Genomic DNA, 20,747 nt, shown 5'->3' with positions numbered 1-20,747 from the left:
GTGTTTCAGCCCTTGTTGGCGCCCAGCGTGAGGCCGCTGACGAACTGGCGCTGGAGCACGAAGTAGACGATCAGGGTGGGGATCGCGGTGAGCAGGGCGCCGGCGGCGACCAGATTGGGATCAGTGAAGTACTGGCCGGAGAGATTGTTCAGCGCCGAGGTGATCGGCATGTTCTCGCCGGTGGAGATCAGGACGATGGCCCAGAAGAAGTCGTTGTAGATCCAGATGGACAGCAATGTGGCCAGGGCGGCCATCGCCGGCTTGCACAGCGGCAGCACGATCTGCCAGTACAGGCGCCACACCGAGGCGCCGTCGACGAGCGCGGCCTCGGTCAGCTCGTGCGGCAGCGAGCGCATGTAGTTGCTCAGCACGAACGCGCAGAACCCGGACTGGAACGCCACATGGATCAGCACGAGGCCCAGCGCCGAGTCGTACAACTTGCCGCTCATGGTGATGCCGGGCAGGTCGACCAGCAGGTAGAGCCGGTACAGCGGAGTGATGATGACCTGCTGCGGGAGCAGGTTGCCGGCCGTGAACACCAGGAGCAGGAAGAGGTTGACCCGGAAGTCGAAGCGGCTGACGTAGAAGGCCACACACGACGACAGGAACAGCGTCAGCAGCACCGCTGGGATCGCCACCAGCAGGGTGTTCCCGAAGTAGTGCAGCATGTCCGACTGCTGGAAAGCGTTGGTGAAATTGTCGAGGCTCAGCTTGTCGGGCCAGGACACATAGCCCTTGGCGCTGGTCTCGGCATACGGCCGCATCGCCGCGTACATCGCCCACAGCAGGGGCGCGAGCCAGGCCAGCGCGGCGCCGGCGAGGAAGACATGCAGCAGGATCCGGGCGGGGCGGACGGGGGTGCGCTGCTTTCCGAGCGCGCTCACGGTGCTCATGCGCGCCGCTCCTTCCGGAAGGTCGCGATCAGGTACGGGACGATCACGGCAAGCGAGATCACCAGCAGGACCACCGCAATCGCCGAGCCGTACCCGATCCGGCTGGACTCGCCGATGATGTTGTCGGTGACCAGGATCGACAGCAGTTCCGTGCCCGCGGCGCCCTTGTTGAAGACGAAGACCAAGTCGAAGGCGCGCAGCGCCTCGATGATGGTGACGACCAGGACGACGGTGTTGGTGGGGCGCAGGGTGGGGAAGGTGACGTTCCTGAACGTCTGCCACTCGTTGGCGCCGTCCAGCGAGGACGCCTCCCGCAGGGCCGGGTCGACACCCTTCAGGCCCGCCAGGTAGAGGATCATCATGTAGCCGGTGTGGCGCCACGACGCGGCGATGAGGACGGACCACAGGTTGAGGTCCGGGTCACCGATCCAGTCGATGTAGTGGCCGGGCTCGTTCGCACCGATGATGCTGTTGATCAGCCCGGTGTCCGGGTTGTAGACGAGCTGCCAGACGAACCCGATGACAGCCATAGACAGTACGACGGGCAGGAAGAACGCGGTCTGGTACACCTTGCTGAACCGGATCTTCTTGTCCAACTGCACGGCCAGGAACAGGCCCAGCGGCGTCGGGATCAGGATCAGCACGACGAACCAGACGACGTTGTGCTCGACGGCCGGCCAGAACTGCGGGTTGCTGGTGAACAGCTCCCGGAAGTTGTCCAGACCGACCCATCTGATGGAGTCGAAGCCGATGCCGTCCCAGGTGGTGAAGGCCAGCGCGATCGAGGCGAGCGCCGTGAGCCAGACGAGCATGACGTGCAGGATCGTCGGCACCCCGGCCATCAGGCCGAGCGTGACGCGGTCCCGTCGGGTGAGCAGCCGGCGGTGGCCCAGGGGTTTCCGGAGCCGCTTGGTCTGATGCGCGGTCACGTTCTTCGGGTTGCCCGAGGGCGGCAATGCGGCCGTCCCCGGGGTTCTGGTGGCGCCGGTCCCGGTACCGGTGTTCCTTGTGACGGTCATGCGGACGCGAAGATCGTCTTCTTCTGGCGCTCGATCGACGCCAGCAGGCTGTCGACGCCCTTGGGGTCGCGGACGAACTTCTGCAGGGCGGGCTGCATCACCGTGGAGGTGAAGTCCGGGCGGCTGTCGCGGTCCATGAACTGGGTGAGGTGCTTGGCGCCGGAGATCGTCGCGTACGCCTTCTTCTGCAGCGCGGTGTACGAGGAAGTGTCCGCCTTGTCGGACGCCGCGACCAGGCTCGGGTCGGACTTCAGGTAGATCTGCTCGGCCTCCGGGGTGCCCAGGAACTCCAGGAGCTTGAGCGCGCCGGGCTTGTTCTTCGGGGCCTTGGAGAGCATGAAACCGTCGGTCGGCGCCTCGACGGTGTCCTGCCCGTACGCGGAGTCGATCTCCGGGAAGGGGAAGAAGTCGAGGTCGTCCAGGTCGGCCTTGTTCGTGAACTGCTGGGCCACGAAGCTGCCGAACAGGTACATGCCCGCCTTCTTCGAGATCAGCGTCTGAGCCGCGTCCTGCCAGGTGCGGCCGACCGCGCCCTCGTGGTGGTACGGGAGGATCTCGGCCCAGTGGTCGAAGGCGGTGCGGACCTTGGCGTCCGTCCAGGACTCCTTGCCGGCCATCAGCTCGACGTGGAAGTCGTAGCCGTTGGTGCGGAAGTTGATCTGGTCGAAGGTGCCGAGCGCGGGCCAGGCGTCCTTGTCGCCGAAGGCGAACGGGACGAGGCCGTCCTTCTTCATCTGCTTGCACAGCGCGACGAGCTGGTCCCAGGTGGTGGGGACCTCGTAGCCGTACTTCTCGAAGACGCTCTTGCGGTAGAAGACGCCCCAGAGGGACGTGGAGATCGGCACGAAGTAGTACTTGCCGTCCGCGCCCTTGCTGAGCGCCTTCATCGCCTCGGGGAAATTGCCGCCGATCTTCTGCCACACGTCGTCGATCGGGGAGGCCAGGCCCTTGGCGGCGAAGAACTGCATGCGGTAGCCGGCGAACCAGTTGAACACGTCGTCCGGGGTGCCCTGGAGGTAGGAGTTGATCTGCTCCTGGAACGTGTTGTGGTCCTTGGTGTTCACGTCGACCGTGATTCCGGACTGCTTCGTGAACGCCGCGTAGATCTCGGCGAAGGCCTGCTTGGGCACCGCGTCGGACGCGTTCGACCCGAGGCTGACGGTCTTCGGGTCGGCGGCCGTACCGCTGCCGCCGCAGGCGCTGAGCAAGGGGATGCCGGCGCCGAGGACGGCTGCGCCACCGATACCGCGCAGGACTGTGCGACGGCTGGCAGCAGGCATGGGCCGACCGAGGGAGGAAGAGTGCATTTCGGCTCCTGAACAGGGCGGCCGTGCCCGGACGGCACGTCGACCCGAGGGGATGTGACGGGGAAGCGGTCGTCCACGCGACCAGGACTCAACACGATCAAACAAAAGCGACCGGTGGTTGCGAGGAAGACTGAATGCTCCGTGGAGCTGATGTCAAGACCCTTGGATCCGGGCTGAGGGTCGGCCGCACATGTCGGCAGGGCGGCCGGCCCACCCTCGGGCGGGTGTCACGGCCTCTTTCCATGAGCGGACGTGTGACCGGGCATATACCGTTTGAGCTGCACTTCTGCCCGACAGGTGTGACCTCCTCAAGGTGGCCGCGCAACTCGTCGCCGACAGACGCCCGCCATCGGATCCGTCGCCGTCCACCGCAATCGATGCTGCGGGAACCCTTGACGTACAGCCGTCGCCTACGTAGACATGACCACGCGGTCAGACCGCGTGGTCATACAGTTGACCTCCTTCAATGCAGAGCACGGCCGTCGGGAGACCTCATGACAGCAGTGGTGGGACGGAGCGAGGGCTCCTCCGTGCCGCGCAGCGCGGACGTCGCTCACCTGGCCGGGGTGTCGCGCAAGACGGTCTCCCGCGTTCTCAACAACGAGCCCTATGTCTCCGAGGAGGCGCGCACAAAGGTCCTCACGGCCGCCGAGGAACTCGGCTACCGGCTCAACCAGGCGGCCAGAACACTGGCCTCCGGGCGTACCGGCTCCATCGGCGTGGTCGCCCTGGGCACCGCCGGATACGGGACCGCTTCGCTGCTCGTGCAGATCGAGCGGGCCGTGCGCGACGCGGGCTACGCGCTCCGCGTGGTCTACACGCCCGACGGCGACCCCGCGGGTATCGCGGGGGCGGTGGAGTCACTGCTCGAACAAGGGGTGGACGGCGTCGTCGTCTCCGAACCCATCGTGGAGGGTGATGTCGGCGTCCGCGTCGACGTCCCTGTCCTCTTCCTCGGGGCGCCGCCGGCCTTCACCGCCACCCGCACCGTGACCGTGGGTGTGGGCGCGCACGAGCTGGCGCGGGCGGCCACCGAACATCTGCTGGACCTGGGACACCCCACCGTTCATCATCTCGCCGGCCCGCGGCGCTGGTACGCCACCAAGGACCGCATCGAGGGATGGCGGGCGGCGCTCGCGGAGCGGGGCGCGCACGAGCCGCCGCTGCTCAACGGTGACTGGTCGGCCGCCTCCGGCCATGCCGTGGGCCAGGCGCTGGCCGCGGACAGGTCCGTGACCGCTGTCTTCGCCGCGGGCGACGAGATGGCCATCGGCCTCATCCAGGCCCTGCGGGAAGCCGGGCGCCGGGTGCCGCAGGACATCAGTGTCGTCGGCTTCGACGGCAACCCGGTCTTCGCCTACGTCTCACCTCCGCTGACCACCGTGCGCCAGCCCTTCGAGGCCGCGGCCCGGGAAGGCATCCGTCTTCTCGTGCACGCGATCGACAAACCCGACACCGACCTGCCGCAGGCGAGCGACCCACCGATCGAACTCATCGTCCGCGGCTCGACCGCGCCTCCGCCGTCGCACCCCGACAAGGCGGTCGGGCGCACCACCTGAGAGCCCCCGGCAGCAGGGAACCCATCGCGCCCCGGGCACAACTCCGCCCATCGCACCGGTCGTCCCACCCGAGAGGCGGACCGGTCCGATTCCCGTGCCGTACGCCGCGGCTCCTCCTGCGCGGTGGACGCGCGCCCCGGGCTCGCCGCCGCCTACCCGGTTTCATCCCGGGCGGCGGGCACGGCCCCTCCCATCCCTCCTCCGTCCTGAGAGCCGCACATGTCCCCTGTACTGTCGGGCGCCAGATCCGGCGCCGCTCAGCGTTCCCGCCGCACAACCCTCCTGTTCCTTGCACTGATCGTCGCCGCGGCGACGATGATGCTGCCGGCCGCGGGGCGGGCGCAGGCCCTCTCGCGTCCCTCGCAGACGATGTACACCCCGCCGTCGGGTGCGCCTTCGCCCGGTTCGCTGTATCCGCGGGTGCTGCGCCTGCAGCACAACGGGTCGGCCAATGGCAGCCTGCTCGCCACGTTCGAGCAGTACACCAACGGCACGCCCGTCTTCCCGGTCTACCGCTCCAGCGACAACGGCAACTCCTGGAGCAAGATCTCCGATGTCGCCGACACGCAGAACGGCTGGGGCATGCGCTGGCAGCCCGAGCTGTTCGAACTACCCACCGCCATAGGTGACTTCCCGGCGGGAACCATCCTGGCCGCTGGTGACTCCGTACCCTCCGACCGGTCGGCGACCAAGATCGATCTGTACGCCAGCACCGACCGCGGGCAGACCTGGAGCTTCGTCAGCAACATCGCCACCGGTGGCGCCGCCTGGGACACCAACGGGAACACTCCGGTCTGGGAGCCGTTCTTCCTGGTCTCCGGGGGCAAGTTGATCGTCTACTACTCCGACCAGCGAGACCCCGGCCACGGCCAGAAGATCGTGCACCAGGTCTCCACGGACGCCCGTACCTGGGGCCCCGTCGTGGACGACGTGGCGATGCCCACCTTCAGCAACCGTCCGGGTATGCCGACCGTCGCGAAGCTGCCGAACGGCAAGTACGTCCTGTCGTACGAGTACGGCGGCGCTCCCGAGGGCAACTTCTCCGTCTACTACAAGATCTCCTCCGACCCGGAGGCGTTCGGCTCGGTCACCGGCATCCCGCTGCGGACGACGGACGGCGTGGTGCCCCAGAGCGCCCCTTACCTGACCTGGCTGCCCACAGGAGGCGCCGACGGAACGCTCGCCCTCAGCGCCAACAGCGCCGAGGACCTGTTCATCAACACGCAGAACGGCGCCGCGAACACCTGGACGCGCATCAGCGCCAACGTGGTCGGCGGCTACAGCCGCGGCATGACGGCCCTTCCCGACGGGCACAGTCTGCTGATCCTCAGCGCCGGACGCGGAGGCAGCAACCTCTCCAACCCGGTCACCTACAGCACGATCGACCTGGGCGGCGGCGTCTCCGATGGTGCCACTCACACCATGACCAACGCGAACAGCGCCCTGAACCTCACGATCGTCGGCGGCTCCACCACCAACGGCACCACCGCCACCCAGCAGAACCCCACCACCTCCACCGACCAGCAGTGGCGCTTCGAGCAGCAGTCCTCGGGCTACTTCAAGATCTTCAACGTCGCCAGCGGCAAGGTCCTCGGCGTCCAGAGCCAGTCCACCGCCGACGGCGCCACCGTCCTGCAGTGGGATGACAACGGCACCCCCGACCACGAATGGGCCGTCGCGCCCCACCCGGCCGGCGGGTACAGCATCACCAACCGCATCAGCGGCAAGTTCCTCGAAATACCCGGCGCCTCCACCACCGTCGGAACCACCGCCGTCCAGTGGGACACCACCACCTGCGCCTGCCAGCGCTGGAACCTCACCCAGACCGCCCTGCCACCCCTGGGCACCGGCCAGTACGTCCTGGTGAACAAGAACAGCGGCAAGTACCTCGACATCCCGAACGGTTCCACCACCGCCGGCACCGCCGTAGGCCAGTGGCAGAACACGGCCTGCGCCTGCCAGCTCTTCAGCTTCCAGTCCGCGGGCAGCGGCGCCTGGAACATCAAGAACGTCAAGAGCAACCTCAACCTCGCCATCCAGAACTCCTCCACCACAGCGGGAGCGGCCGTCGTCCAGAACACCGCCTCAAACGCCGACTCCCAGAAGTGGACCCTCACCGACGCGGGCGGCGGCTACTACAAACTCCGGAACGTGAACAGCACCCTCGTCGCCGGCGTCGCCCAGTCCTCCACCGCCAACGGGGCAGCCGTCGTCCAGTGGGGCAGCGCCGGCCTCGACGACCAGCTCTGGAAGATCGTCCGGATCAACTGACAGCTCACACCTGTGTGACGACCAGGCGCGAGGACCGCCGGCGAAGCGGTCCCGCGCCTGCCGTCCGCCCCGGCCGACCGGCCGGGGCGCAACTGACCGCTCCTCTCTACGGTGACCGATGTGAACCTCCTGCCTGCGACGGACGACATCCCCACGACGCGGCCCCGTCGGCAGGGCTATCTGCGTGCGACGGGCGTCACCGCGCTGGTCCTGCTGGCCGCCGCGGACGTGCTCATCGCCGTCGCCAACGGCAAGACCCTCTGGCCGGTGCTCCTGCTCCTGTCGCTCGGCCTCACGGCCGTCCTCCTGCCCCCCGCCCGGCGACCCGCCTGGCTCACCCCCCAACTGCGGACCGCGGTTCCAGCGGGCGTCTCCCTGGCCTTGACCGCCGTGGCCGCGACGACCGAGCGCGTGCGGACACTCGGCCCCGGTGAAGTGGCCTTCCTGCTCTGCCTGTTGCTGATCGCCGTCCGTGCCTGCTCACCACGGTGGGCGCTGCTGTGTGCCGTCCTCACAGGCGGGGCGACCGTTGTGGTGCCGCTGCGCTTCCACGGTGTCATCGCAAGGGAAGACGCGTTGCTGTTCGCGCCGCCGTTGGCGCTGCTGGCCGGCGTTTTCGCCGGCCTCGGCGGCTACCTGCGCACCCTGGACCACAGACGCGGCCTCGCGGTCGCCGAGACCCGCCGCGCCGAACGCCTTGCCATGGCGGCCGACCTGCACGACTTCGTCGCCCACCATGTCACCGGCATCCTGGTCCAGACACAGATGGCCCGCATGATGGCCGCCACCGAACCCGGTCGGCTGGACCCGGTTCTCGCCGGAATCGAGCAGGCTGCGACCCAGGCGCTCGACTCCATGCGCGTGACCGTCGGTCTCCTGCGCAGTGGCCCACAGGAGACGGCCCGCCTCGAGCCAGGCGAGAACCGCCCGGTGGGTGACCTGACAACACTCGCAGACCTGGTCGACGGGTTCGGTGGTCCGGCTGGTCCGAAGGCCGAACTGCACGGCGATGCCTCAGTGCCCCGGAACCTGCCCCACGAAGTGCAGGCCGCCGCCTACCGCGTCGTCCAGGAGGCCCTGACGAACGTACGCCGCCACGCCTCCGACGCCACCGAGGTCACCGTCGCCCTCGCTCACACCGACGGCACCCTGCACGTGACGGTGCGCGACAACGGCCGCGGAGGCTCCCCGATGCCCTACGCCGCCCGCGGCGGAGGCTTCGGCATCGTCGGCCTCACCGAACGCGTCACCGCTCTCGGCGGCACACTGCACACCAGCCCACGCAAGGACCACGGCTGGGAGGTCGTGGCCCATTTCCCCGCCATGAGACGAGCGCAGTGACCCGGAGGCGGCCGGCGCGCCCTGCCGGAGAGCCGAGTCGAACCGGATGAACAGGTCCATCCCTGCCCATGACGGCACGGCCGCAGGCACGGTGTGCCACGGCCGTACGGCGACCCGTTTCGGCTACTCGGTCTTGATGGCGGTGAGCATGTCCAGCCGGGCCGCGCTGCGGGCGGGCCACATGGCGGCCAGCAGGCCGACCAGCGCTGCCAGGACCAGGAAGAGCCCGAACCGGTCCCACGGCAGCACCAGCGCGTATCCGGGGATGTCCGCCTTCACGATGTCGCCGACGGCCCAGCCCAGGAAGGTTCCGACCGCGATGCCCATCGCCGCGCCGAAGAGGGAGATGACCACGGCCTCCAGCTGGATCATCCGCGTCACGCCCCGCCGGTCGAGCCCGACGGCACGCAGCATGCCGACCTCCCGCTGCCGCTCGAAGACCGACATCGCGAGAGTGTTCACGACTCCCAGCACCGCGATGACCAGGGAGATCGCCAGCAGTGCGTACAACACGTTCAGCACGGTGCCGAAGGCTCCGCTGAACTCGTCGCGGATGGCCTGCCGGTCATCGATCTTGATCCCCGGGCGCCCGGCGAGGGCGTCGGCGAGTGCCTTCTCGAGCGTGCTGCCATCCGTCTTCAGGTAGACCTTCGAGAGAGTCGTGGAGGCGGAGTTCGGATCGATCACATCCGCGGAGACGACGACCGGCAGGACGACTTCGTTGGACTCGAAGACGGCTCCGACGGTCAGCTTGCGGCTTTTGTCGGAGTCCCCGTAGATCGCCGGCAGGGTGTCACCCACCTTCCAGCCGTGGGCCCGCGCTTCGTCATCGGCGACGGCGACCTGCCCCTTCTCGAGCGTGCCCTGCGAGCCTGAGACGACCGGGAGGCTGATGGCCTTGTCGAAGTCCGCCGGGGTGACGGCGGAAACATCCTCCTGGATGCCGTCGAGTTGCATCCAGGTCTGCTGTTCCTCCGACGCCGCAGTGACGCCGGGGACCTTGCGCAGCGCGGCGGCCGCCGAGGTGTCCAGGCCCGCGCCGCTGTCCCTGACCATGTAGTCCGCCTTGACGATGTCCGTCGTCACCTTGTCCGTGGACTGGCCGACGGTGGTGACGAGCACGGTCATGGCGCTGACCAGCGTGAGGCCGATGGCCAGCGCGGATGCGGTGGCACCGGTACGGCGCGGGCTGCGTACGGCGTTCTGGCCCGCGAGCTTGCCGGAGACCCCGAAGCCGGCCCGCAGCAGCGGCTGTACGACCGTGATCACGGGCCGGGACAGCAACGGGATCAGCACGAGGACACCAGTCACCACGAGGACGGCACCGAGCCCGACGAGCCCTTTGCCGAGGGAGCCGCCGGCCCCGGCGCCCGCGACCACGACCGCCGCGCCGCCCAGCGTGACGATCGTGCCGAACAGGTTCCGTACCAGCAGGGACCTGGTGGTGGCCGGCAGGTGTGCGCTGCCGATCGCCGCGACCGGCGGGATCTTCGCGGCGCGGCGGGCCGGCAGCCAGGCGGCCAGCATGGTGACCAGGACACCGACGACAACTGCGACCAGGACGGTCGTCGCCGTGACGACCAGCGGACCGTCCGGGTTCTTCGCGCCGAAGACACCGACCGTGGAACGTGCCACGGCGGCCAGGGCGGCGCCGAGTCCAAGCCCGCCGGCGGCGCCGACGGTGCCGACAGCCATCGCTTCGATCAGTACGGATCGGGTGACCTGCCTGCGGGAGGCACCGACCGCGCGCAGCAGAGCGAGCTCGCGAGTACGCTGCGCGGCGAGCATGGTGAAGGTGTTGGCGATCAGGAAGACGCTGACGAAGAGCGCGACGGCGGCGAAGGCGAGCAGGATCGCACTGAGTGTCGACGCGTCGCTCGCGCCTCCCTTGGCCCTCTCGTCGGCGAGTTGCTGCCCCGTCTTGACGTCCGTGTCGTCCGGAAGCAGCTTCCCCAGGGTGGCGGCGAGTTCGGTGCTCGACGTGCCGGGGGCGGCGGTGACGGTGACGTACTCGTAGTAGCCGGGCTGGAGGAAGAGCCGCTGAGCGGTCGGCGTGTCGAACAGCGCCAGGCTGTCGCCGAGGGCCACCCAGGTGTCGTCGGTGGTGAAGACGCCTGAGAGCTCGTAGGTCTTCGCCGGCCCCCTGAAGGCGACACGCACCGTGTCGCCGACCTCGTAGCCGCCCTTCTCGGCGGTGTCCTCGTCGAGCGCGACCTGGCCGGGGCGGCTGGGGCCGCTGCCCTTGGTGAACACGTAGAGCGGGTCCTCGCCGTCCTTCCCGGGCGCGAAGTTGGCGCCCATGCCGGGCGTGCCAGTGCCGATGAGCGCGCCGTCCTTGTCTGCGACGCCGGCGATCCCGCCGACACGTCCGGCGGCTCCGGCGACCCTGTCGAGTCGGGCGATCTCGTTCAGCGCCTTCCCGCTGATGCCGGGGACTTGGTCGGAGGGGCCGGATGCGCGGACCTCGACGTCCACGTGGGCGTAGCTCTTGGCCGTCTGGTCGCGGTAGCCGTCGCTGAGGGTGTCGTTGAAGATCAGAGTGCCGGAGACGAACGCGACGCCGAGCATGACGGCGAGCACGGTCATCAGCAGTCTGCTCTTGTGCGCGAGGACGTTGCGCAGGGCTGTGCGGAACATGGTGGTGTGGTCCTGACGAGGTGAGGGAGGGGTAGACGGGGATCGGTCAGGGCGCGTGGCGGTTCGTACGACTCGGTGCGGTCCAGCTCGGCTGGAACGGCTCAGCTCGTCCGGAACCTGGGGGCGTCGAAGGACTTCATGAGGTCGAGGACCCCGTCCGCGGTGGGCTCGTACACCTCGTCGACGATCCGCCCGTCAGCGAGGAAGACGACACGGTCCGCGTAGGATGCGGCGACCGGGTCATGGGTGACCATGACGACGGTCTGACCCGACGTCCGTACGGAGTCACGCAGGAACCCCAGGACCTCCCCACCCGCACGCGAGTCCAGGTTCCCGGTCGGCTCGTCCCCGAAGACGATGTCCGGCTTGGACGCGAGCGCCCTGGCCACGGCCACACGCTGCTGCTGGCCGCCCGAGAGCTGGGCGGGGCGGTGAGTCAGCCGGCCCGACAGGCCGACCATCTGGATGACGCTGTCCAGCCACTCCTTGTCCGGGGTCCGGCCCGCGATGTCCATCGGGAGCGTGATGTTCTCGAGCGCGGTGAGGGTCGGCAGCAGATTGAACGCCTGGAAGACGAAGCCGACCTTGTCCCGGCGGAGCTTGGTGAGCTGCCTGTCCGTCAGAGCTCCCAGCTCGATGTCGCCGACGCGGACGGAGCCGGAGGAGAAGCTGTCCAGTCCGGCTACGCAGTGCATCAGCGTGGACTTGCCGGACCCGGAGGGTCCCATGATCGCGGTGAACTGCGACCGCCCGAAGCCGACACTGACCCGGTCAAGGGCGACAACCCGGGTATCACCCTGCCCGTAGACCTTGGACAGCTCGGTGGCGCGGGCAGCGACGGGGGGAGTGCTGGGAACGGGCGGCGAAGCGGTCACGAGGTCTTGCTCCGATCAAGGGCGCGGACAGCCCGGCGCGCTTGCGACCCGCACCGGGCTGTGGACTCCTTCATCGTCCGGTCCGCACCGCTCCCTCCGGATCAGCCGAAGTACCGACCCCCCGAAGCTGATGGCGGAACAGACCTGGTCATCCTCAGGTATGGCACTGCGTCAGCTCCGAGGACGACTTGCAGGGAGAAGCCGCCTGAGAAAGGAGGATCAAGAGCCTCGAACCGACAAGCCCGTCCCGCCGCCGACTCAGCCATTCGGCCGATGCGGAACGCAGCCTTCGACCGGTGCCCGGTCGACGGTCTCCTCGTTGAGGGTGAGTTCCTGCAGGGGCCCGCGCTTGATGCCCGAGGTCAGCGAGGGGCCGCCACCCTGGTGGGCGAGGTCGGCCGGAACCAGCGGAGGGGCGCGGGAACACCAACAGCGGCGGCTCTTCGTGACCTGGTCATCATCGGATCGCCGTCGGCGTCGTCCCCATGACCGCGCCGGACAGAGGGTCTGCGACCGGCGCGGGCTCAGTCGTTGTGGGGCTCCATCGAGACCACGACCTTGCCGGCCTTGGTGCGGCCCTGCTCGACGTGCGCCATCGCCTCGAGCGTCCGGTCGAACGGGAAGGTGCTGTCGATGACGGGCCGGAGCTTCCCGCTTTCGTAGAGGGCGCCGAGCTTGCGCAGCTGCGAGCCGTTGGCCTGCATGAAGAAGAACTGGTAGCGCACTCCCAGCGCCTTGGCCTGCTTGCGGATCTTACGGCTGAGCGCGTTCATGACCAGGCCCAGAAGGGAAGGGGCGCCGAGCTGCTTGGCGAAGGCGGCGTCCGGCGGGCCGACGACACTGATGGCCAGGCCGCCGGGCTTGAGCACGGTCAGCGACTTCTCGAGGTTCGCTCCGCCCACGGAGTCCAGCACCAGGTCGTAGCCGGACAGCAGCTTCGAGAAGTCCTCCTTGGTGTAGTCGACGACGACGTCGGCGCCGAGGCTCCTGACCAGTCCCTCGGTCGCGGTGCCGGTGGTCGTCGCCACGGTGGCTCCGAGGTGCTTGGCGAGCTGGATCACCGTCGATCCGAGGCCGCCGGCGCCGGCGTGGATGAGCACCTTCTGGCCCGGCTTCACCTGGGCGCGCTCGACGAGGATCTGCCAGGCGGCCAGGGCCACCAGCGGCACCGCGGCCGCCTCCTTCAGGGTGAGGGAGGCCGGCTTGGGCGCGACATCGTCCACGTCGATCGCGATGAACTCCGCGAAGCCGCCCACCCGCAGGTCGCGCGGGCGGGCGTAGACCTCGTCGCCGACTTCGATGCCGTGCACGGCGGAGCCGACCCGGGTCACGACGCCGGCCACGTCGTGGCCGAGCACGAACGGGGTCTTGTACTTCAGGAGCTGCTTGAACTCCCCGTCGCGGACCATCTTGTCCAGCGGGTTGACGCTGGCGGCGCTCACTCTGACCAGGACGTCGCGGTCCCCGACGGTGGGCTCGGGCACCTCTGCGGCGCGCGCGCCGCCCTTGCCGTACTTCTCGACGACGAATGCCTTCATGCCGGCCGCCCTTTCTGCGTGGGTGTCTCGGTGCCGATGTGATTCGGCCAGCCCCCCTGCGCGCCCGTTTCTCTCATGCGGCCGGGGGAGCTGCTGGTCATGACGCTACGGTCTGAGTATAGAAAAGTAAACTCAGGTGAGGCTAGTATCGCTGCATGGATGCGAGGACCGAAACGCTTCAGGACGCCGACAAGGACCCCCGTCTCGACCGGGACACGTCGAACTGCTCGATCGCCAGGACCCTTGAGGTCGTGGGGGAGAAGTGGACGATCCTGATCCTGCGCGAGGTCTGGTACGGCTCGTCCCGTTTCAGTGAGTTCGAACGCGTCCTGGGCTGTCCTCGCAACCTCCTCGCGGCGCGCCTCAAGATGCTTGTGGAGGAAGGGATCCTGGCCGCCGAGACCTACAAGGAGCCAGGCTCGCGGAGCCGGCCGAAGTATGTGATCACGCCCAAGGGGATGGACCTGGTCCCGGCCGTGATGGGGCTCCTGCAGTGGGGTGACCGCTACCGCGCCGACCCCGAGGGCCCGGCCATACTGTCGCGGCACCGTGGATGCGGCGCGCACGTCGACGCCCAGATCCGCTGCGAACAGGGTCACGCCGTGCAGGCGGAGGACATCGAGAGCATCCCCGGCCCGGCATTTCGTATGAGGCCCGCCGAGTGAACCGAGCGCGGTCGCGCCAGGCACCTGCCCGCGCCGCGGACGCGTACGCGCCGGATCCCGGCGGACACGAGCAGATCGACGGCGTCTTGGGCGATCAGCGCCGGCGCGGCTGGGTTGACCGGCTGAGAGGGTTAGATGTTGCGGGTCAGGACATTGGTGGCCCGAGTTGTTGGCAGATCAGCTGGTGGGCAAGCTGTGCTGCCTCGATCAGGTCCTCACGAGCCGTGCCGAGGGTGGATCGTACGGACAGTCCGTGCCAAAGGGCCTGGACGAACCCGGTCAGTACGACTGCACTGGTTCCGGCGGCCAGGTCGCCCTCTTGGATTGCCCGTTCAATGCGCCGCAAGAGCGCCTGCTCGTTCGAGCGGTGGAGTTCGGCGATGTAGGCGCTGGTATCGAGAGTGCTCGTGCTGTCGGTCATGACGGCGCTGGCGATGAGACACCCGGGATGCGTGTCGCTGGGCTGGGTGAACTCGTGGACCGAGCCGATGAGGATGCGTTCTATGACGACCCGGAGATCCTCCTCGGTCACAGCCTGCTCGTAGATCACGCGGTACCGCTCGGCATAGGTCCGCACGGTTTCCTCGAACAGTCCGGCCTTGCTGCCGAAGGCGGCGTACAGGCTGGAGGTGGAGAGCCCGAGGGCGGCGGTCAGGGCGCGGGTCGAGGTGCCGGAGTAGCCCCGTCGCCAGAAGAGGCGAGCGGCGTCGAGGACCGCGCGGTCGCGGTCGAAGGCTCGTGGTCGTCCACGGTTACGTTCGGTCACGTTTGCATTATAGATCGTTCGCTCCATAATAAATTAATGAAGCGAACGATCCAGAAGAAGTTGCCAGTCGCCGGGGACAGTTGGGTCACGGTCGATGTGTACGGGGAGCCGGATGCTCCTGGCCTCGTCGTCGTCCCGGGAGTGATGAGCGATGCGCACACGTGGCGCCGCGTTGCGGGCGCCATCGACGCCTGGCCCTCGGTGGCAGTCGTAAACCGCCGAGGTCGCGCTCCCTCGGGGCCGTTGACCCGTTCATACTCCCTGCGAACAGAGGTCGAGGACCTTGGCGTGGTCCTGGACGAGTTCAACAGCGCGAGGGCGCTCTTCGGTTGGAGCTACGGCGGCGTTATCGCGTTGCTGTCTTCCAACGAGCGTCCGATGCGCCAGGTGATCGCCTACGAGCCGGTGATGCGACCGTTCGGCCGTCATGCACTGCCGGCCTTGAGGGCCGCAGAGGAGACAGCGGACAGGGACCGCAGCGTCGAGATCGTCAATCGGCAGATCTCCGGTTTCTCCGCGGCGCATGTCGAGGAGCTTCGGGCCGATGGTCACGGTTGGGCGGCCTTGCGTCGCCTGAGCGGACCGCTGTACGCAGAGCTCGGTGCGCTGAACGCGGCGCCGCCTCCAGATGTGATGGCACAACAGGCAGATCAAGTCGACCTGATCATCGGCCAGTGCAACCGCGGAACAGCCCCGTACGGAACGTCATTCGACGACATCCGTCAGCGCGTCGCTCATGCTGAAGTACACGAGTTTGCCGGTCAGGGACACCTGGGCCACATACAGGCGCCAGCAGAGCTCGGCCAACTTCTCAACAACCTCGCCACCATCTGACGGGTACCCATGCCGATGCGCCGCTCTCCCTCGAGGGCCGGTCAGGTCGAGGGAGAGCAGCAGTGGGACAGCCGACAGTGAAGACCGGCGTGACACAGGTGGACGGGGTCCGCCTGCACGTTGTCCGAGCGGGATCCGCCCCTCTTCTCGTTCTGCTCCACGGCTGGCCCCAGACCTTCCAGTGCTGACGTCCGGTGCCGGCGGGTCTCGTCGCCGACCACACCGTCGTGGCACCCGACCCGCGCGGCTGCGGCCTGAGCGACAAGCCCACGACGGGTGACCGCGGTGCCCGGGTGGGGCACCGCTGGGCCCTGGACCGCCCGGAGCAGGTGGAGCGGCTGGCCGTACTCGACATCGTGCCCGCCCGGGAGGTGCTCCGTCGCCTGGACGCCTCGCCCGCCTCCGGGTACTGGCACTGGCTGTTCCAGATGCAGCCCGATCTGCCCGAACGCCTCGTGGGATCGGGCTGTTCCAGATGCAGCCCGATCTGCCCGAACGCCTCGTGGGATCCGAGATCCGCGTGGTCGACGGCACCTCCGGCTCCGTCGACACCGTCATCCAGCACGTGCCCTCGACGTTCGGCAGTAACGTCAACGTCACCGTCGACCGCACCGGCTGGAGCGGCTACGAAGCCGCGGCCCCCACGCCCGGCGTGGTCTCGCGCGCCACGACCACCGTTGCCGCGGCCGGCAGCGGGTCCCCGACCGCGGCGAGCCTGCCTTGGTCGGCGTTGTACGAGGCGGAGAACGCCACCGAACCCTTGCCCTCAGAGAGTCGGCACGCATCGTACCGGCGTCTCATGCGCCGGGTTGCGCGTACCCGTTCTTCCAGGCCCAGGCCGCGATCTCGACCCGGTTCCGGACGGCCAGTCTGAGCTGGACGCTGGACAGGTGTGTCTTGACCGTGGACAGGGAGACGTACAACTCGGCGGCGATCTCGGCGTTCGTGCGGCCGAGGGCGACCAGGCGGACGACATCGAGTTCGCGGTCCGTGAGGTCTTCCCCGTTCGGGGCCGCCGGCTTCGCCCGGGCGGCGGAGGCGGCCTGCGGAGCGGTGATGTGCTTGAGGAGGCGGACCGTGACCGACGGGGAGACCAGCGAGTCACCGGCCGCGGCGGCACGGACCGCCTCAGCGAGGAGCGTCGGCCCTGAATCCTTCAGCAGGAACCCGCACGCGCCGCCGCGCAGCGCGCCGTACACGTACTCGTCGAGGTCGAAGGTGGTCACCACGACCACCCGCATGGGGTCGGCCACGTCGGGCCCAGCAAGCAGCCGAGTCGCCTCCAACCCGTCCAGTCTCGGCATCCGGATGTCCAGCAGACACACGTCCGGTCGCTCCCGCCGGGCCAGCGCCACCGCGTCCTCGCCGTCGGCGGCCTCAGCGACCACGGTGATGTCGGGCTGGGCCTCGAGGAAGAAGCGGAACCCGGTGCGGACCATCTCCTGGTCGTCGGCGATCAGGACCCGGATGGGCGTCCCGTTGGCGGTTGGACTGGGCATGGCAGGATTCTGCCTCACGTGCAGGGAACACCGAGGGCGCCTTCCCGATTCCTGCTCGCGGCGGGCGGACGGCCTTCTGCGATCCGGTGTATGGATCCGGAGCTGCTGGAGCGGATCACTCCCGAATCTGCTCATCTGGGACGTTTTCTCTGCCCGTGCGGCGATCCGTACGATCCGCCAGCTGGTTGGCCAGCTGTTCTTTGAGTTCGTCCAGTTCCGCACGCCGCCCATCGTGCGGGAGGCTGCCGGGCCGGTCATGGCTCGGCAGGTGGGCGAGGTGCTTGGGGCGGACGTCAGCGTGCGGGCCAGGCTGGAGCGGTTGCGCGGGAAGCAGCTCAGGCTGGCCGACCGCGACTGGCTGCGGAAACTGCCCGACGGCCGGATCACCACTCACCTGCGACCAGGGACGCCGCCGCCCTGTCGGCACTCGTTGACTGAATCCCGTACCCCTGCTCCGTTCCCGAATCTGCCCCTCCGAGACGTTGGTGCGGGAGCGACCGGCACGCCCACGGCAGAGGGGTTTGCATGTGCCGTAGCGGCATGTGGTCCAGTAGGCGGCGAGCACGACAATGAGAGGTTCCCTCGCATGCCCCTTCCTCTGATTCCCCGCCGGGTCAAGATCGGCGATGCCGCCGCGTTCGCCGGGACCACACCCCGCGCCATACGCCACTACCACGCCATCGGGCTCCTCGCCGAACCGGAACGCGGCAGCGACGACCGCCGCCGCTACGGATACGACGACATGATCCGCCTGCTGTGGATCCGCAAGATGGCTGATGCGGGTATCTCCCTGGACGACATCCGGGCCGGCTTTGTGGGCGCCACCGGCATCGAGCAGGGCGCCACCGGCATCGAGCAGGGCGCCACCGGCATCGAGCAGTCCCTGGCCCGGCTGGAGGAGTCCCTCGCCTCCAAGGCGGCCGCCCTCGAAGCCCAGCGGGCCGCGGTGCACCGTCTCCGCGAGGTGGGCAGCCCCCTGGGCCTGCTCTCACCGCTGGTCAGCGGCCGCCTGCGCGATCTGCCGCCCGGAGCCCTGCGCCCGGCCGATCTCGAAACCCTTCTGGTCACGGAGCGCACCTTCGGCCCGGTGGGCGCCGCCGTCCAGGCCGACCGGTTCATCGTCCTCGCCACCCACCCCGAGCTGCGGGCCGAGGAGGACCGCCTGGTCGAGGCCGAGGCGGCCCTGGACGACGCCATGTCTCCCGACGACCCCCGCATCGAAGACCTGGCCGCCCAGCGGTGTGCTCATGAGACCGCCTTGGGAGCCACCATCGAAAGATCCGGCTTGGACGAGGCCCTCGACGACCTCCTGGACCAGCACGACGAGCACGCCGGCGAGGAAGAAGCCGAGGCGACGATGAGCACACTGGAGGCCGTCGGCAAGATGCCGTACGACTTCTCCCCGGCCCGTGTCCGGTACGAGGAACGCGTCATCGAACTGCTCCACCCGGCCGATCAGGACAGCGACACCCCTCAGACCTGCTGACCTGCGTCGGCGCGCGCAGGGCCGGCCCGACAAGAGCAGCCCGGAGTGGTGCAGCGCGAACGTAACCACGGCGTCCCTCCGCACCCAGATGATGTCCGCCCTCCCGAGACCCTTCCGAGCCGGAGGAAGCCGCGAGGACGCGAGCTGACACCTGGTTGCCGTGACCTGTCACAGCGGAGGTTGAGCGTTGTCATCGAAGGTCGAGCGATCGTTTAGGGCTGGCCGTGCCGGCCGACGGAATCGTGAAGAATGCCAGCCCCGCGAGGGCCGCCACACCCGCTGCGAGCGCCAAAGCGCCTGGAAGGGACCACACCACGACCGGTCCGGCAACCGCGGTCCCCAAGGCGAATCCGGTGATCTTCAGGCTGGCGCCGGTGGTGAAGATCTGGCCGCGCAGGCGTTCCGGGGCCTCCCGGTGACGGACGGCGAACAACGCGGCCAGTTGAGGACCTTCACCGATCCCCACTATGGCTACGGCCATGATGAGCACGACGGGTTGACTCCATGTTGCCAGTGCCAGCGCCACAGCCTGGACGAGAGCACTGGCCCAGAGGATCGTGTCGGGGGCGACCGAACGCGGGAACCGGGCGAGTACAGCGTTGGCCACCAGTGCGGAGACCGCCGTGCAGGAGAGCAGCATCGCGCCGTGGCCGGCCCCACCCAGAACACGCTCGCCCAGGAGCGGGACGCACGCCGTCAGCATGCCCTGAGCGATACAGGTGATGACCGAAGTGAGGGTCGCTCGGGCCAAGGCCGGCTTCCCGAGGATGATCCGCATTCCGGCAACCAGGTCGCTGATCACCGGAGTTGTCTGAGCGCCCCGAACCCGGCCGGGACGGGTGGGCAGCATCCACGCGGCGGGCAGCGCGAGGGTGATGAGCATTGCGGAGACCACCACGGCCGTAGAGGCTCCAAGCATCTCTGCCATGCCTCCGGCGAGAGCCGGACCGGCCAGACTCGCCACGCTGAACGTCATGGAGTCGAACGCGTTCGCCCGAAGCAGGCGGTCGCCATGCACCACTCGGGGCAGTTGGGATGTCCATCCGCCGGAGAGGGCCGGCCCCAGCAGCCCCGTCACCACGGCGATCAGGACGGTGACAGTGAACGGCAACCGGCTGAGACCCACGAGAATCGCCCCCACCCCCGCCGCATACATGACGAGCGCCCCAGCCAGCAATCGTCCCGGCCGTGCTGCCCTGTCGAGGAGCACCCCGAGCACCGGCCCGCCTACCGCGGCGGAGATCGTTATTCCCGCGAGCAGCGCCGACGCGTCGGTGGTCGATCCGGCCAGGGCGAACCCTGCCAGCATCAGCGCCGGTCCTGACATCTCGTCCCCGGCACGTGCCGCCACGGCTCCAGAGAAGTAGAAGGGGAGTAAGTAACGCTCTCTCATTGGCAAGACGTTACGGAGCTAACGTAAAAATCAGCAAGATGCGTTACATTCCACTGGTGTCCTTCAACAGTGACGACTGGTCCACCCGGCACTCCGTGCTGACCACGGCGCGGCGCACCGCCGCCCTGATCAACGCTCTCGCTGACGACTGCCCAGACCCGGCCGAGGTCGCCGACGTGCTCCGCACCTACGGTGAGACAGACCCCATCGACCTCACTTCCCGCGATGTCGCGGGGATGCGTGCAGCCGCCGCCCTGCTGCGGCAAGTCTTCGCCGCGGAGCATGCCGATGACGCCGCAGTCACTCTCAACCGCCTCCTGCAAAAACACACCGGACCGCTCCGCCTGACCTCGCACGGCGGCAGCACCCCCTGGCATCCTCACCTCGATCACGACGACAACGCGCCCTGGGATGACTGGCTCCTCGCTTCGTCGTGCATGGCTCTGACCGTCCTCGTCTGGGACCGCCAGCGCCCGCCCGGCAGGACTTGCGCATCACCCAGCTGCCAGAACGTTTTCATCAGCCAGGGCAGCGGCCCGGAACGCCGCTACTGCTCCCGCCGATGCGCAACCCGCGAACGAGTCGCAGCCCATCGACGCTCGCACTCCGCCGGCGAACAGCCGAGCGGAACCAAGTAGGGCGCGTGGCAGCAAAATCGACCTGC

General features: G+C 68.5%; 16 protein-coding genes and 1 pseudogene. 7 read left to right on the top strand and 10 right to left on the bottom strand.

Going from position 1 to position 20,747, the window contains the following annotated elements:
- Window positions 1-5 precede the first annotated feature (5 nt).
- From ACIRS4_RS00180 to ACIRS4_RS00170, 3 genes are read right to left on the bottom strand one after another with little or no spacing between them, the layout of a single operon-like run.
- Complete coding sequence (locus ACIRS4_RS00180; RefSeq protein ID WP_404187685.1) at window positions 6-893, bottom strand: carbohydrate ABC transporter permease; 888 nt, start codon at window positions 891-893, stop codon at window positions 6-8.
- Entirely contained in the window at window positions 890-1,912 is a 1,023-nt protein-coding gene (locus ACIRS4_RS00175) for a carbohydrate ABC transporter permease (protein ID WP_404187683.1), read from the bottom strand. Before ACIRS4_RS00175 ends, ACIRS4_RS00180 begins: the two co-directional genes overlap by 4 nt.
- Entirely contained in the window at window positions 1,909-3,219 is a 1,311-nt protein-coding gene (locus ACIRS4_RS00170) for an ABC transporter substrate-binding protein (protein ID WP_404187680.1), read from the bottom strand. The genes ACIRS4_RS00175 and ACIRS4_RS00170 overlap by 4 nt, the downstream gene beginning before the upstream one ends.
- 494 nt (window positions 3,220-3,713) lie before the next feature.
- On the opposite strand from ACIRS4_RS00170, the gene ACIRS4_RS00165 reads away from it, so the two are divergent.
- The 3 genes from ACIRS4_RS00165 (at window position 3,714) to ACIRS4_RS00155 (ending at window position 8,390) form a co-directional block, all read left to right on the top strand.
- Window positions 3,714-4,778, top strand: coding sequence for a LacI family DNA-binding transcriptional regulator (locus ACIRS4_RS00165; RefSeq protein ID WP_404187677.1), 1,065 nt, complete (start codon window positions 3,714-3,716; stop codon window positions 4,776-4,778).
- A gap of 219 nt (window positions 4,779-4,997) precedes the next feature.
- Complete coding sequence (locus ACIRS4_RS00160) at window positions 4,998-7,049, top strand: RICIN domain-containing protein (RefSeq protein WP_404187674.1); 2,052 nt, start codon at window positions 4,998-5,000, stop codon at window positions 7,047-7,049.
- A gap of 111 nt (window positions 7,050-7,160) precedes the next feature.
- Entirely contained in the window at window positions 7,161-8,390 is a 1,230-nt protein-coding gene (locus tag ACIRS4_RS00155) for a sensor histidine kinase (RefSeq protein ID WP_404187671.1), read from the top strand.
- A gap of 123 nt (window positions 8,391-8,513) precedes the next feature.
- On the opposite strand, the gene ACIRS4_RS00150 is transcribed toward ACIRS4_RS00155, so the two are convergent.
- The 4 genes and pseudogenes from ACIRS4_RS00150 to ACIRS4_RS00135 all read right to left on the bottom strand — a co-directional run bounded on the left by ACIRS4_RS00150 (window position 8,514) and on the right by ACIRS4_RS00135 (window position 13,440).
- On the bottom strand, window positions 8,514-11,027 hold the full coding sequence (locus ACIRS4_RS00150; protein WP_404187669.1) for an ABC transporter permease: 2,514 nt from the start codon (window positions 11,025-11,027) through the stop codon (window positions 8,514-8,516).
- A 101-nt stretch (window positions 11,028-11,128) separates the two neighbouring features.
- Window positions 11,129-11,902 carry an ABC transporter ATP-binding protein gene (locus ACIRS4_RS00145; RefSeq protein WP_404187666.1) on the bottom strand — a complete coding sequence of 258 codons (774 nt, stop codon included), beginning with the start codon at window positions 11,900-11,902 and terminating at the stop codon, window positions 11,129-11,131.
- Between the two features lie 288 nt (window positions 11,903-12,190).
- A pseudogene (locus ACIRS4_RS00140) lies at window positions 12,191-12,328 on the bottom strand (IS5/IS1182 family transposase); the annotation flags it as partial.
- Between the two features lie 98 nt (window positions 12,329-12,426).
- On the bottom strand, window positions 12,427-13,440 hold the full coding sequence (locus ACIRS4_RS00135) for an NADP-dependent oxidoreductase (RefSeq protein ID WP_404187663.1): 1,014 nt from the start codon (window positions 13,438-13,440) through the stop codon (window positions 12,427-12,429).
- A gap of 155 nt (window positions 13,441-13,595) precedes the next feature.
- On the opposite strand from ACIRS4_RS00135, the gene ACIRS4_RS00130 reads away from it, so the two are divergent.
- Window positions 13,596-14,105 (top strand): winged helix-turn-helix transcriptional regulator, encoded by a 510-nt coding sequence (locus tag ACIRS4_RS00130; RefSeq protein ID WP_404187660.1) that lies wholly within the window; start codon window positions 13,596-13,598, stop codon window positions 14,103-14,105.
- Between the two features lie 145 nt (window positions 14,106-14,250).
- Here the strand turns inward: ACIRS4_RS00130 and ACIRS4_RS00125 are convergent, their stop codons facing one another.
- Window positions 14,251-14,871, bottom strand: a complete 621-nt coding sequence (locus tag ACIRS4_RS00125) for a TetR/AcrR family transcriptional regulator (RefSeq protein ID WP_404187657.1) — start codon at window positions 14,869-14,871, stop codon at window positions 14,251-14,253.
- A 36-nt stretch (window positions 14,872-14,907) separates the two neighbouring features.
- On the opposite strand from ACIRS4_RS00125, the gene ACIRS4_RS00120 reads away from it, so the two are divergent.
- Entirely contained in the window at window positions 14,908-15,705 is a 798-nt protein-coding gene (locus ACIRS4_RS00120) for an alpha/beta fold hydrolase (RefSeq protein WP_404187655.1), read from the top strand.
- A 797-nt stretch (window positions 15,706-16,502) separates the two neighbouring features.
- Here ACIRS4_RS00120 and ACIRS4_RS00115 read toward each other — a convergent pair.
- Entirely contained in the window at window positions 16,503-17,204 is a 702-nt protein-coding gene (locus ACIRS4_RS00115; protein ID WP_404187652.1) for a response regulator, read from the bottom strand.
- Between the two features lie 586 nt (window positions 17,205-17,790).
- Between ACIRS4_RS00115 and ACIRS4_RS00110 the strand changes: the two genes are divergently transcribed.
- Window positions 17,791-18,690: a MerR family transcriptional regulator gene (locus tag ACIRS4_RS00110; RefSeq protein WP_404187650.1), complete on the top strand. Its 900-nt coding sequence runs from the start codon at window positions 17,791-17,793 to the stop codon at window positions 18,688-18,690.
- Between the two features lie 190 nt (window positions 18,691-18,880).
- On the opposite strand, the gene ACIRS4_RS00105 is transcribed toward ACIRS4_RS00110, so the two are convergent.
- Entirely contained in the window at window positions 18,881-20,083 is a 1,203-nt protein-coding gene (locus ACIRS4_RS00105) for an MFS transporter (protein WP_404187648.1), read from the bottom strand.
- A gap of 38 nt (window positions 20,084-20,121) precedes the next feature.
- On the opposite strand from ACIRS4_RS00105, the gene ACIRS4_RS00100 reads away from it, so the two are divergent.
- A complete protein-coding gene (locus tag ACIRS4_RS00100) occupies window positions 20,122-20,721 on the top strand; it encodes a CGNR zinc finger domain-containing protein (RefSeq protein ID WP_404187646.1) in 600 nt (199 codons plus the stop codon).
- Window positions 20,722-20,747 lie beyond the last annotated feature (26 nt).

Origin of the sequence: Streptomyces sp. NPDC101166, assembly GCF_044768125.1 — a bacterium.
GTDB lineage: Bacteria > Actinomycetota > Actinomycetes > Streptomycetales > Streptomycetaceae > Streptomyces.
The sequence above is the reverse complement of the archived record's forward strand: the minus strand, read 5'-3'. Positions and strand labels throughout refer to the sequence as shown.